We start from the raw sequence: 12,240 nt of genomic DNA, 5'->3' as shown, positions 1-12,240 counted from the left end.
GTGAAGCATTTGCGGCAAAGTCGCGGAAGCGTCGATGGCCGCACGGGAAAGCCGGGCGGGGCTCACGGCGCGGGAGATCCCGGCACCGGGCGTGCCGGTGTGAGACCGGCGGGCACCGATGAACCCGCCATGCCCGTGGGCTGGGTGCCGGTCGCCTGCCAGGCCTTCAGCCGCGCATCGACCTCGGCCCGCTCCTGCGGCGTCAGGCTCTCCACCAGCTTGTCGAGCATGGGGTCGTCGAGCTTCTGCGCCTTGGCGGTGAGGTGCCAGGCCGCCGCCGCGATCTTGTCCTGCGGCACGCCGCGTCCGGCCGAGAGGATGCGCGCATAGCGGTTCTGCGCGATCGGGTTGCCGGCGAGCGCGGCCTTGCGGAACAGCTCGGCCGCGTGAGCCTCGTCCTTCTGCACCCCGGTGCCGTTGAACAGCATGATGGCAAGTTCAGTGGTGGCGACGGTGCTGCCGAGGTCATCGCCGCGGGCCAGCAGGCGCGCGGTCTCCCGCGGATCCTTCGGCACGCCATTGCCGTCGCGATAGAGGGTGGCGAGGGCGTAGACGGCGTCCGGCTGGTCGGCCTCGGCGGCGCGCTTGAACCATTCGGCCGCTTCCGCCGGTTCGCGCGGGGCGACCGCGCCCTGGAGATAGATCAGCCCGAGATTATAGGCCGCCGCCGCATTGCCCTTGGCCGCCGCCTGACGCAGCAGGGCGACGCCGTCATCCTTCTGGTCTGGCGCGCCGGAGATGAGCTTCATCGAGCCGAGAGTGAACAGTGCGTCGGCATTGCCCTTTGCGGCGGCCGCCTCGAACCATTTCTGCGCCGCTTCCTTGTCCTGCGGCACGCCATAGCCCTGCGAGAGAATTTCGCCGGCCAGCACCATGGCCGCCGTGTCGCCCTGCTTGGTGGCGCGCTGCACCGCGAGGTCGAGCGCGGTGCGGTAGCGCCCGCGCTGGAAGGCGGCATAGGCCGGATCGGGCTTGGGCGGGGTCTTCGTCTGGGCCGGCTTCGGCTTGGTGAGCTTGATCGCGGGCGCGGCCTTGGCAGGCGTCTTGCTGCCCGGCGGCACCGCGTCCACGCCCGGCGGGGCATCGCTCGGCGCGGGAGTGATCACCGGCAGGCTGATCGGGCCGTCCGGGGCCGGCGACCCGTCCTGCGCCCACGCGGCAAGCGGCGTCGCCAGCACGGTCACCAGCGCGACGCCGTGCAGCGCAGGCCTCAGCAGGGGGGCGGGCCAGCGCATCAGGCGGACGCTCCGGCCAGCGCCTCGGCAAGCGCGGCGCGCTCCGCCAGCAGCGTGTGCTCGATGGCGATAAAGTCGGCGCCGGCGATGGCGAGCGCCAGCACCTCGTCCAGCGCGCCGGCATAGGCGACGCAGGGCGGTTCGAAGAGCTGTACCCACCAGTCGGTACGCTCGAGCGTCGTCTCGAAGGGCGGACGGCGTCCCTGCGCGTCCGGTTCGCCGAACATCACGTAATCCGCGCCGGCTTCGGCCGCCGTCATGGCGTCGTGCTTGGTGCGCAGGCCACCGGCGCCGGCGATGCCGTTCGGGCGCAGCGCCGCGAGCGCGCCCTTGAGCGCAACCGGGCCGTCGAGATGGGCGCCATCGGCCTCCAGCGCGAGGGCGAGCGCCGTGTTCGCCTCGATCAGGCAGGCCGCGCCGATGGCGTGGCTGGCGGCGACCAGCGGGCGCAGCCGATTGGACGGCTTGTCATCCGCGCCGGCCTCGGGGCGCAGAAGCACGGCGGCGATGTCCAGCGTCTCGCCGGCGGAGCGCAGGGCCGTGGCGGCTTCTTCCCCTCCGGCGGCGCCGCCGGGCGCGGCGACGAGCACATAGAGGCGGGGAAGGGTACGGGCAGGTTCTTGGACAGGTCGGGCCATGAGATCAGCCATGTTGCAGGATGGCGGCGAAAGCGCGGCAGCCGTCGCCTGTCTAGAGCCCTTCGCGCCGCAACGGAATCGCGGCGGCGACGAAAAGCGCCTCGAAAGCGCTCCCCATGCGAAAAAACGCCGATGCGCGCGCCGCTGGCTTAACCCATTCTTCGCCGTGCGGGCAGCTCGCGCGTCTGTGCACGCCGGGCTGCTTCACCCGGTCACGTCCGCGGTGGTACAGATTTCCGGTGCGCTCCGCCGGATCGCTTCGGCCGTACCCAGCAAAAATGGGGGAAACATGCCCATCCGTCACGCCCGCATCGCCCTTCTGCTCGCCGCAAGCACGCTCGGCGTCGTGCCGGCTCTTGCCCAGCAGCCGGCGGGCCAGCCCACCGCGCCGCCGGCCGCCACCGCACAGGATTCCGCTGTGCCCGCGACGCTGGCCTGGCCGCGCAGCTTCGATCTCGGCGACCAGATGATCCAGCTCTACCAGCCTTTGGTCGAGCAGTTCGACGGCAACACGCTGACGGGCCGCGCCGCCGTCGCCATCGGGCCGAAGACCGGCACGCCGACCTATGGCATCGCTCATTTCACCGCGCATGTGACGATCGACAAGCCGGCGCGCCTTGCCCAGCTCAACAACATCGCCGTCACCAAGGTGGATGTGCCGACCGACCCGTCGCAGGACGTGACGCTGATGAGCGCGCTGCAGTCGCACCTACCGCCCGAAGGCATGACCGTCGCGCTCGACCACCTTCTCACCAGCTACGCCGCGTCCAAGGAAATCACCAAGGACATGACGCAGCCGGTCGAGAACACGCCGCCGCGCGTGCTCTTCGCCGACAAGCCGACCATTCTCGTGCTGGTGGCCGGCGATCCGGTGCTGCGCCCCGTTGATGGCGCGGCCGGCTTCCAGCGGGTGATCAACACCCATCCGCTGATCCTCGTCGACGCCAGCGGCGGCTATCACCTGCAGGCGGCCGGCGCCTGGTACGCGGCCAGGGCCATTACCGGGCCGTGGGCGCTCGACACCCGGCCCGACGCGTCGGTGCAGGCGGCGGGCAGCATGGCGAATTATGCCGAGGCGGCACAGTCGCTGCTGCCGGCGAGTGGCCAGCCGCCGAAGGTGCCGCCGGCCATCGTCGTCTCCACCCAGCCGGCCGAGCTCGTCATCACCGACGGTGCGCCGCAGATGGTGCCGGTGAACGGCACGGCGCTGCTGCGCGTCGGCAATGCCGACCACGCCATCATTCTCGATCCGACGAGCAACCAGTACTACATCCTGATCTCCGGCCGCTGGTTCCGCGCCGCCGGCCTGAACGGCCCGTGGAGCTTCGTGCCCGGCGCCAGCCTGCCGGCGGACTTCAAGAAGATCGCCCCGACCGACCCGGCGGCGAACGCGCTGGTCGCCGTGCCCGGCACGCCGCAGGCGAAGGAAGCGGCCATCGCCTCCACCATTCCGCAGACCGCGACCATCGCGCGCAACACCCAGCTCACCGTGCAGTATGACGGCGGGGCCCCGCGCTTCGTGCCGATCAAGGGCACGCGCCTGTCCTATGCGGAGAACACCCGCACCCCGGTCATCATGGTCGACCCGACGCGCTATTACGCGCTGTTCAAGGCGGCCTGGTTCGTCGCTGGTGCGCCGGAGGGCCCGTGGTTCGTGACCGCGACGGTGCCGGCGGCGATCTACACCATCCCGCCCTCCTCGCCGCTGCATTATGTGACCTATGTGAAGGTCTATGCCGCGACCCCCGATGTGGTGACGGTCGGCTATACGCCGGGCTATCTCGGCGTGGTGCTCTCGCCCGACAACACGGTGGTCTATGGCACCGGCTATGACTGCATCGGCTATGTCGGCAGCTTCTGGTATGGCTGCCCGACGACTTATGGCTACAACGCCGCCTTCGCCTGGACGAGCGGCTTCGCCTTCGGCTTCGCGGCGGGCTATCCGTGGGGCGCGTGGGGGCCGGCCTGGGGGCCCTATTGGGGCCCTGGTCCGTGGGGTGGGCCCTGGGCGGGCGTGAACATCAACCAGACCAACATCTATGGCCAGTGGGGCGCCAACGCCACCATCACCCATGCCTATGGTTATAACCCGTGGACCGGCACGCAGGGCGTCGCCAACGCGGTCAATGGCGTGACGGCCAATGGCACCGCCTTCCAGGGCCGCTCGGGCGCCGCCTTCAACCCGTGGACGGGCAACTATGCGGCCGGCCGTGAGGGCTCGTTCTTCAACCCCAATACGGGCGCGGAGGGCGCGGCGCGGGCCGGCGTGGTTGGCAATGTCGACAGCGGCAATTTCGCCGCTGGCCGGCAGTCCGCCGCCTACAACCCGACCACCGGCTTCGGCCACGCCTCGGAGAGCGGGGTGTCGGTGAATAACGGGCAGGTCAGCGCCGACAGCCGCGGCATCGCCGGCAACACCAAGACCGGCAATGCGGTGGCCTGGAACAATGGCAACATCTACACCGACCACGATGGCAGCATCCATCAATATGACCCGTCGAGCGGCTGGCAGAACCACACGGCGGGTGGCTGGCAGTCGGACAGCGACGCGTCGCAGATCGACCGGCTGAACCAGCAGCGCAGCTTCCAGCAGTTCGGCAATGACCGCGTCGACAGCATCGCCCGCGCTGGTGGCTTCCAGAATGCCGGTGCCGATTATGGCCGCTCCTTTGGCGGCGGCGATTACGGCGGCTTCCGTGGCGGCGGGGACTTTGGCGGTGGATTCCGGGGTGGCATGGGCGGCGGGTTCGGCGGCTTCCGCCGCTGAGCCCCGGCGGGGCCGGTGCCGCCGGCCCCTCATCGCAACTCCCACAAACAAAAACGCCGCCCGAAAGGGCGGCGTTCTCGTTTCAGATCGCTGGGATGATGACGGCTCAGGCCGCCTTCTTCTGCTCGATCTCGGGCGTCCACTGACCGAGCGCGGCGAGATAGTTCATCTTCGCGCGGTGGGTAAAGGCGGCCTGGCCGGCGGCGATGTTTTCGGGCTTGCCCGACCACGCCTTCTGCGGCGCGGCCTGCAGGGCGCGGCCATAGGAGAAGGTGAGGTTCCACGGCAGCCCGCCGCCGCGGATCATCGCGTCGAGATGGGCGGTGGCCTCCTCATCCGACTGGCCACCCGACAGGAAGGCGACGCTCGGAATGGCGGTCGGCACGCAGTTCTTGAGGCAGCGCACGGTCTTTTCCGCCACTTCCTCGACCGAGGCCTGCTTGCCCGACTTCTTGCCGGCGATGACCATGTTCGGCTTCAGCACGGTGCCTTCGAGCTTCACGCGGCCGTAGAAGAGCTGCTGGAAGACTTCCTTCAGCACCCACTCGGTGACCTCGTAGCAGCGGTCGATGTCGTGGTCGCCGTCCATGAGGACTTCCGGCTCGACGATCGGCACGATGCCGGCGGCCTGGGCCAGCGCCGCATAGCGGGCGAGGGCCTGGGCGTTGGCGAGGATCGAGGTGTAGCTCGGGATGTGCGGCCCGATATCAATCACCGCGCGCCACTTCGCGAAGCGGGCGCCGAGGTCGTAATATTCCTTGAAGCGCTCGCCGAGGCCGTCGAGGCCCTCGGTGATGGTCTCGCCGGGGCAACCGGGCTGGGGCCGCGCGCCGGCATCGACCTTGATGCCGGGAATGGAGCCTGCCTTCGCGATCAGCTCGGTCAGCGGCGTGCCGTCCTTCGCCTTCTGCCGGATCGTCTCGTCGAACAGGATGACGCCGGAAATATACTTCGTCATCGCCTCGTCGGAGCGGAACAGCATCTCGCGATAGTCGCGACGGTTCTCGAAGGTCGATTCGACCCCGATCGCGTCGAAACGCTTCTTGATGGTGCTCGAGCTTTCGTCGGCGGCGAGGATCCCCTTGCCACCTGCTGCCAGTTTATACGCGACCTCTTCGAGGCTAGCCGTCATCTCTCTCTCCCGCGCGAAACAGATGAACCCGGCCCTCATCGGGAAAATCCGGGTCGATCCGAGTTATAGCACCCGGCCCGTTCCTGTCTCGGTATCCCGAGCTTCTCGACGGGCCGGATGAAGGCTTTAGCGCCGTAGCGCCTCGACACCCGGCAGCGCCTTACCCTCGAGCCATTCGAGGAAGGCGCCACCGGCGGTGGATACATAGGTGAAACGCTGCGCCACCCCGGCATGGTTCAGGGCGGCCACGGTGTCGCCGCCGCCGGCGACCGACAGCAGCTTGCCCGCGTCCGTCAGATCGGCCGCCGCCTGCGCCACCGCGACCGTTGCGGTGTCGAAGGGCGGCAGCTCGAAGGCGCCGAAGGGGCCGTTCCACACGACAGTCTTGGCCGCCTTGAGCTTGGCGACGACGTTCGCGGCGGAGGCCGGGCCGGCGTCGAGCATCATCTCGTCGGCCTTGATGTCGTCGACCGAGGCGACGCGATGGGCCGCGTGCGCCTTGAACTCGGTGGCGGCCAGAGCGTCTACCGGCAGGATCACCTCGCAGCCGGCCGCCTTGGCCTTGTCGAGGATCTCCAGCGCCGTTGGGGCGAGGTCATGCTCGCAGAGCGACTTGCCGACATCCTTGCCCTGGGCGGCGAGGAAGGTGTTGGCCATGCCACCACCGATGACGAGCATGTCGACCTTGGCGACGAGGTTGCCGAGCAGTTCGAGCTTGGAGGACACCTTGGCGCCGCCGACCACCGCCATGACCGGGCGCTCGGGGGCTTCCAGCGCCTTGGCCAGCGCCTCGATCTCCACCTGCATGCAGCGTCCGGCAAAGGCCGGCAGTCTGTGGGCGAGGCCCTCGGTGGAGGCGTGGGCGCGGTGGGCAGTGGCGAAGGCGTCGTTGACATAGAGATCGCCCAGCGCGGCGAGCGCGGCGACGAACTCCGGGTCGTTCTTCTCTTCCCGCTTGTCGAAGCGGGTGTTCTCCAGCAGCAGCACATCGCCCGGCTGAAGCTTGCCAACGGCCTCTTCGGCGACCGGGCCGATGGTGGCCGGGGCGAAGGCGACGGGCTTGCCGAGGCGGGAGACGACCTCGCCGGCGATGGGCGCCAGCGTCAGCGCCGGGTCCTCGCCCTTGGGACGGCCGAAATGGGCCAGCAGGATGACCTTGCCGCCCTTGTCCGCGATCTCGCGGATGGTCGACAGCACGGCCTGGATGCGGGTGTCGTCGGTGACCCGGCCGGCATCGACCGGCACGTTGAGGTCCACGCGAACGAGCACGCGCTTGCCCGCGACGTCGGCGTCGTCGAGCGTACGGAAGGCGGAAGCCTTGCTCATTGGGGTTCTCCCTCGGTTGGGTTGATCTGGAAACGAAGCGGCCGGGCCTCCTGGGGAGGGCCCGGCCGGGCGGCTCAGATCAGCTTGCCGAGGGCAACCGCCGTGTCCGACATGCGGTTGGAGAAGCCCCACTCATTGTCGTACCAGGACAGCACCCGGACGAAATTGCCTTCCAGGACCTTGGTCTGGTCGAGGTGGAAGATCGAGGAGTGGGGGTCGTGGTTGAAGTCCGAGGAGACGTTGGGCTGGTCGGTGAAGCCCAGCACGCCCTTCAGCGGCCCGGAGGTCGCGGCGGCCTTGATCGCCTCGTTGATCTCTTCCTTGGTCACCTTCTTCTTGGCGACGAACTTGAAGTCGACGACGGAGACGTTCGGGGTCGGCACGCGGATCGAGGTGCCGTCCAGCTTGCCGGCGAGCTCGGGGAGCACGAGGCCCACCGCCTTGGCGGCACCGGTCGTGGTCGGGATCATCGACAGCGCCGCGGCGCGGGCGCGGTAGAGATCCTTGTGCATGGTGTCCAGCGTCGGCTGGTCGCCCGTGTAGGAATGGATCGTCGTCATGAAGCCGTGGTCGATGCCGACGGCGTCGTTCAGCACCTTGGCCACCGGCGCGAGGCAGTTGGTGGTGCAGGAAGCGTTGGAAATGACCAGGTGATCCTTGGTCAGCTTGTCGTGGTTCACGCCGAACACGACGGTCAGGTCGGCGCCGTCGGACGGGGCGGAGACCACGACCCGCTTGGCGCCGGCCTCGAGATGGGCGGCGGCCTTGTCGCGGGCGGTGAAGATGCCGGTGCACTCAAGCGCGATGTCCACGCCGAGCGCGGTGTGCGGCAACTCCGCCGGGTTGCGGACGGCGGTGACCTTGATCGGGCCGCGGCCCACATTGATGGTGTCGCCGTCGACGGTCACGGTGCCGGGAAACTTCCCGTGGACGCTGTCGAAGCGGAAGAGGTGGGCATTGGTCTCGACTGGGCCGAGATCGTTGATGGCGACCACCTCGATGTCCGTGCGGCCGGATTCAATGATGGCGCGAAGAACGTTCCGGCCAATGCGTCCGAAACCGTTGATGGCAACCTTGAGCGTCATGCGTCTATCCCCAGGTGAGCTTCTTCATGTCGAACCAACCGCGCGCAAGGGTCTTAGCGCGGTCGCCGTTACGACACCAGCCGCGCATTTCGCCGCTGCCACCTGAACGCGGGGCTGGCGCAGTTTTCATGCGCCAGCCGCATAGCTTGCCTCGCGGCAGGCGGATCAGCCCTTCAGACGGCTCAGCGCGGTGGCGACGACGCCTTCCACGGTGATGCCGAAATGGGCGTAGACCTCCGGCGCCGGGCCCGAGGCGCCGAAGCCGTGCATGCCGACGAAGGCCGCGTCGGAGCCGACGATGGCGTCCCAGCCCTGACGGATGGCCGCTTCGATGGCGATCTTCACCGGCGCCTTGCCGATCACCTGCCGGCGGCTCTCCTCCGGCTGGTTAAGGAACAGCTCGAAGGAGGGAACCGAGACCACGCGGGTCGGGATGCCCTGGGCTTCCAGCTGCTCGCGCGCCGCGACCGCCATCGAGACTTCCGAGCCCGAGGCGAAGAGCGAGACCTTGGCGTCGTCCGACGCCGCGACCAGCTCGTAGGCGCCGCGCGCGGTGAGGCAGCGCTCATTGCCGGCATCGGTGCGCAGCAGCGGCAGGTTCTGGCGGGTCAGCGCCAGCACCGTCGGGCCGGTCTTGTGCTCCAGCGCCAGCTTCCACGCCTCGGCCGTCTCCACCGTGTCGCAGGGACGGAAGACGAGGAGGTTCGGGATGGCGCGCAGCGCGGCGATCTGCTCGACCGGCTGGTGGGTCGGGCCGTCCTCGCCCACGCCGATCGAATCATGCGTGAAGACATAGACGACGCGCACGCCCATCAGCGCGGCCATACGGATCGAGGGGCGGCAATAGTCGGAGAACACCAGGAAGGTGCCGCCATAGGGGATGAAGCCGCCATGCAGGGCGATGCCGTTCATCGCCGCCGCCATGCCGTGCTCGCGGATGCCCCAGTTCACATAACGGCCGTCATATTTCGGCGGCTCGACATAGACCGAGGTGGCCTTGGTCTTGGTGTTGTTGGAATGGGTGAGGTCGGCCGAGCCACCCACCATTTCCGGCAGCGCCGCGGTGAGCGCCTCGAGCGTGATCTCGGACGACTTGCGGGTCGCGACCGCGCTGCCGTCGGCCCGCGCCTTGGCGATCACGCCGGCGACCGCCTCGCCGAGCTTGGAGGGCAGCTCGCCACGGATGCGGCGCTCGAACTCGCCCCGCTTTTCCAGGTCGGCCGCGCCCAGGCGCTCGTTCCACGCCTTGTGCGCCTGACGCGAGCGCAGGCCGGCAAGGCGCCAGGCGTCGAGCACGTCGCTCGGGATGACGAAGGGGTCGTAGTTCCAGCCGAGCGCCTCGCGGGTGGCGGCGATTTCGGCGGCGCCGAGCGGGGCGCCGTGCACGCCGTTGGTGCCCTGCTTGTTCGGGGCGCCGAAGCCGATCGTGGTGCGGCAGGCGATCAGCGAGGGCTTGTCGCTGGCCTTGGCGCGCTCGATGGCGGCGAAGATGGCGTCCGGATCGTGGCCGTCGACGCGGGTGGCTTCCCAGCCCGAGGCCTCGAAGCGGGCCAGCTGGTCGGTCGCGACCGAGAGCGAGGTCGGGCCGTCAATGGTGATGTGGTTATCGTCCCACAGCACGATCAGCTTGTTCAGCTTCTGCCGGCCGGCGATCTCGATGGCTTCTTCCGAGATGCCTTCCATCAGGCAGCCGTCGCCGGCGATCACATAGGTATAGTGGTCGACGAGATCGGAGCCGAACTGAGCCGCGAGCATGCGCTCGGCGAGCGCGAAGCCGACCGAGGTGGCGATGCCCTGGCCGAGCGGGCCGGTGGTCGTCTCGATGCCGACCGTGTGGCCATATTCCGGGTGACCGGGCGTGCGCGAGCCGAGCTGACGGAAGTTCTTGATGTCGTCGATCGTCATCCCTTCGTAGCCGGTGAGATACAGCAGCGAATAGATGAGCATCGAGCCGTGGCCGGCCGAGAGGATGAAGCGGTCGCGGTCCGGCCAGTGCGGGTCGGTCGGATCGAACTTCAGCACCTTGCCGAACAGGACGGTGGCGACGTCGGCCATGCCCATGGGCATGCCGGGATGGCCGGAATTGGCGGCTTGGACGGCATCCATCGAAAGGGCCCGGATGGCGTTGGCCATGCGGTCGTGCTTTTCGCGGTTCGACATGTGGACCTATGTCTCCGAGGGGAACGCGTTGTCTCTAACGGGCGAGGCGTTTCGACGGGCCTCACGGGCGGCCACGAGGGACCGGCGGAGCCTGCCGCAATGCGGGATCGGGCGCGCGAGTGATAGCACCGCCCCGTCCCGTGTCAAAGGCCGCGCGGGAGCCTGTGCGCCCGCTGGCGGTTGACGCCCTCCCGCCCCACAGGCTCAATGGTGCCGGAATCACATGCGAATTCGGGCTGGAGCCCTTCGGCTTCACACCTGCGCGCGGAGCCCCGATGTCGATGAACCCGCCGGCCGCCCCTTCCGGGCCTCTCGAGGCCGCCCTGCGCCGCTTCGACGGCGCCGTCGATGCTCTGGAGGCGGCGATCCAGCGTCGGCTCGAGGTCGAGCGCCAGGAAGCCGCGCTGGCCCAGCAGCTCCACATTCTCGGCGCCGACCGCTCACGCCTCGCCGACGCGCTCGATGGCGCGCAGGCCCGTGCCGTGCAGCTCGAAGGCGCCAATGACGAGGTGTCGCGCCGGCTCGGCAGCGCGATGGAAACCATTCGCGCGGTGCTGGCCGCGCAGCAGCGCTGAAAGGTCTCCCATGGCCCACGTCACCGTCACCATCGGCGGGCGCGCCTACCGCATGGCCTGCGACGACGGCCAGGAAGACCATCTCACGCGCCTCGGCGTCGAGGTCGACCAGCGCATCGACCAGTTGCGCGAAGCCTTTGGCGAGATCGGCGACCAACGGCTGAGCGTCATGGCGGCGATCACGCTGGCGGACGAACTGAGCGAGGCGCGCCGGCGCCTGCGCGAGGTGGAGAAGGACGCGGCGGCCGAGCGTGTGGCGCGCGAGGCGGCTTCCCGTCGGCTCGGCGAGGCCGAAGCGCAGCTCGCCGGCACCATCCTTACCGCCGCCGAACGGCTGGAACAGCTCGCCCGCGAACTGGGGCCGAGCCCGTCCGGCGGCGTGGGCATGGGCTGAGCCGGAGCGGCTGCCTGCATACGGCGCGACCCTGGCACGCCCTGCGCGCGACTTGACGGCACGCGCGGGCGCGGGCAGAGGTGCGGGTTCATCCCGCCGCCCAGCCCGAAAGAGCCCGCCATGATCCGTTCGCCCCTCATGACCGTCATGATCCAGGCTGTCCGCAAGGCGGGACGCTCGCTGGTGCGTGACTTCGGCGAAGTGGAGAACCTTCAGGTTTCGCTCAAGGGCCCGGCGGATTTCGTCTCCAACGCCGACCGCAAGGCCGAGCGCATCCTGCAGGAGGAGCTCTCCAAGGCCCGGCCGAATTTCGGCTTCATCCTCGAGGAGAGCGGCGACATTGACGGCTCCGACGAGAGCCACCGCTGGATCATCGACCCGCTCGACGGCACCACCAATTTCCTGCACGGCATCCCGCTCTTCGCCATCTCGGTCGGGCTGGCCCGCGACGGCGTTCCGGTGGCGGGCGTCATCTACAATCCCGTCACCGACGAGATGTTCATCGCCGAGAAGGGCGCCGGCGCCTTCATGAATGAGCGCCGCATCCGTGTCGCGGCGCGCCGCAGCCTGGCGGAATCGGTCATCTCCTGCGGCCTGCCGCATATGGGCCGGGGCGACTTCGCCCAGTTCGGCCGTGAGTATGCCGCGATTGCGCCGCGCGTCTCCGGCCTGCGCCGCACCGGGGCGGCGGCGCTCGATCTTGCCTGGGTCGCCGCTGGCCGTTTCGATGGCTTCTGGGAGCGGGGCCTCAGCCCGTGGGACATGGCGGCGGGCATCGTCATCGTGCGCGAGGCGGGCGGCTATGTGAGCGACCTCGACGATGCCGACAAGATGCTCGCCAAGGGCGACATCATCGTTGGCAACGAGACCATCCGGCGCGATTTGCTGGCCCTCCTGCGCAAGGCCTGACACCCGCCGGAAACCCGTA

Annotated in this window: 10 protein-coding genes; 4 read left to right on the top strand and 6 right to left on the bottom strand. The window is 69.0% G+C overall.

Going from position 1 to position 12,240, the window contains the following annotated elements; genetic code table 11:
* Positions 1-62 precede the first annotated feature (62 nt).
* Together AncyloWKF20_RS12995 and AncyloWKF20_RS12990 are read right to left on the bottom strand one after the other, a co-directional pair.
* Positions 63-1,235, bottom strand: coding sequence for a sel1 repeat family protein (locus AncyloWKF20_RS12995; RefSeq protein WP_279314463.1), 1,173 nt, complete (start codon positions 1,233-1,235; stop codon positions 63-65).
* Positions 1,235-1,873: a thiamine phosphate synthase gene (locus tag AncyloWKF20_RS12990; protein WP_279314462.1), complete on the bottom strand. Its 639-nt coding sequence runs from the start codon at positions 1,871-1,873 to the stop codon at positions 1,235-1,237. Before AncyloWKF20_RS12990 ends, AncyloWKF20_RS12995 begins: the two co-directional genes overlap by 1 nt.
* Before the next feature lie 289 nt (positions 1,874-2,162).
* Between AncyloWKF20_RS12990 and AncyloWKF20_RS12985 the strand changes: the two genes are divergently transcribed.
* Complete coding sequence (locus AncyloWKF20_RS12985; protein WP_279314461.1) at positions 2,163-4,640, top strand: carbohydrate-binding family V/XII; 2,478 nt, start codon at positions 2,163-2,165, stop codon at positions 4,638-4,640.
* 106 nt (positions 4,641-4,746) lie between these two features.
* Here the strand turns inward: AncyloWKF20_RS12985 and AncyloWKF20_RS12980 are convergent, their stop codons facing one another.
* From AncyloWKF20_RS12980 to tkt, 4 genes are all read right to left on the bottom strand, one after another.
* The gene (locus AncyloWKF20_RS12980; protein ID WP_279314460.1) at positions 4,747-5,772 is read right to left on the bottom strand and encodes a class I fructose-bisphosphate aldolase; all 1,026 of its coding nucleotides are present in this window, start codon (positions 5,770-5,772) and stop codon (positions 4,747-4,749) included.
* A 126-nt stretch (positions 5,773-5,898) separates the two neighbouring features.
* On the bottom strand, positions 5,899-7,098 hold the full coding sequence (locus AncyloWKF20_RS12975) for a phosphoglycerate kinase (RefSeq protein WP_279314459.1): 1,200 nt from the start codon (positions 7,096-7,098) through the stop codon (positions 5,899-5,901).
* 74 nt (positions 7,099-7,172) lie between these two features.
* Positions 7,173-8,183, bottom strand: a complete 1,011-nt coding sequence (gene gap, locus AncyloWKF20_RS12970; protein WP_279314458.1) for a type I glyceraldehyde-3-phosphate dehydrogenase — start codon at positions 8,181-8,183, stop codon at positions 7,173-7,175.
* A 165-nt stretch (positions 8,184-8,348) separates the two neighbouring features.
* Positions 8,349-10,343 (bottom strand): transketolase, encoded by a 1,995-nt coding sequence (tkt, locus tag AncyloWKF20_RS12965; RefSeq protein WP_279314457.1) that lies wholly within the window; start codon positions 10,341-10,343, stop codon positions 8,349-8,351.
* Positions 10,344-10,624: 281 nt separating this feature from the next.
* On the opposite strand from tkt, the gene AncyloWKF20_RS12960 reads away from it, so the two are divergent.
* The 3 genes from AncyloWKF20_RS12960 (at position 10,625) to AncyloWKF20_RS12950 (ending at position 12,221) form a co-directional block, all read left to right on the top strand.
* On the top strand, positions 10,625-10,918 hold the full coding sequence (locus tag AncyloWKF20_RS12960) for a DUF4164 domain-containing protein (RefSeq protein WP_267585643.1): 294 nt from the start codon (positions 10,625-10,627) through the stop codon (positions 10,916-10,918).
* A 10-nt stretch (positions 10,919-10,928) separates the two neighbouring features.
* Positions 10,929-11,312, top strand: coding sequence for a cell division protein ZapA (locus AncyloWKF20_RS12955; protein WP_267585027.1), 384 nt, complete (start codon positions 10,929-10,931; stop codon positions 11,310-11,312).
* Between the two features lie 120 nt (positions 11,313-11,432).
* Entirely contained in the window at positions 11,433-12,221 is a 789-nt protein-coding gene (locus tag AncyloWKF20_RS12950; protein ID WP_279314456.1) for an inositol monophosphatase family protein, read from the top strand.
* The last annotated feature ends 19 nt before the right edge of the window (positions 12,222-12,240 follow it).

The sequence above is a fragment of the Ancylobacter sp. WKF20 genome (assembly GCF_029760895.1).
Lineage (GTDB): Bacteria > Pseudomonadota > Alphaproteobacteria > Rhizobiales > Xanthobacteraceae > Ancylobacter.
Note: the sequence above shows the minus strand (reverse complement) of the source record. Positions and strands in the feature narration are given on the sequence as shown.

Bases quoted from the DNA above. Each gene is read 5' to 3' on its own strand.
- tkt (WP_279314457.1), bottom strand. From the start codon at position 10,343: ATGTCGAACCGCGAAAAGCACGACCGCATGGCCAACGCCATCCGGGCC.
- gap (WP_279314458.1), bottom strand. From the start codon at position 8,183: ATGACGCTCAAGGTTGCCATCAACGGTTTCGGACGCATTGGCCGGAAC.
- AncyloWKF20_RS12980 (WP_279314460.1), bottom strand. From the start codon at position 5,772: ATGACGGCTAGCCTCGAAGAGGTCGCGTATAAACTGGCAGCAGGTGGC.
- AncyloWKF20_RS12960 (WP_267585643.1), top strand. From the start codon at position 10,625: ATGAACCCGCCGGCCGCCCCTTCCGGGCCTCTCGAGGCCGCCCTGCGC.
- AncyloWKF20_RS12955 (WP_267585027.1), top strand. From the start codon at position 10,929: ATGGCCCACGTCACCGTCACCATCGGCGGGCGCGCCTACCGCATGGCC.
- AncyloWKF20_RS12975 (WP_279314459.1), bottom strand. From the start codon at position 7,098: ATGAGCAAGGCTTCCGCCTTCCGTACGCTCGACGACGCCGACGTCGCG.
- AncyloWKF20_RS12950 (WP_279314456.1), top strand. From the start codon at position 11,433: ATGATCCGTTCGCCCCTCATGACCGTCATGATCCAGGCTGTCCGCAAG.
- AncyloWKF20_RS12985 (WP_279314461.1), top strand. From the start codon at position 2,163: ATGCCCATCCGTCACGCCCGCATCGCCCTTCTGCTCGCCGCAAGCACG.
- AncyloWKF20_RS12995 (WP_279314463.1), bottom strand. From the start codon at position 1,235: ATGCGCTGGCCCGCCCCCCTGCTGAGGCCTGCGCTGCACGGCGTCGCG.
- AncyloWKF20_RS12990 (WP_279314462.1), bottom strand. From the start codon at position 1,873: ATGGCCCGACCTGTCCAAGAACCTGCCCGTACCCTTCCCCGCCTCTAT.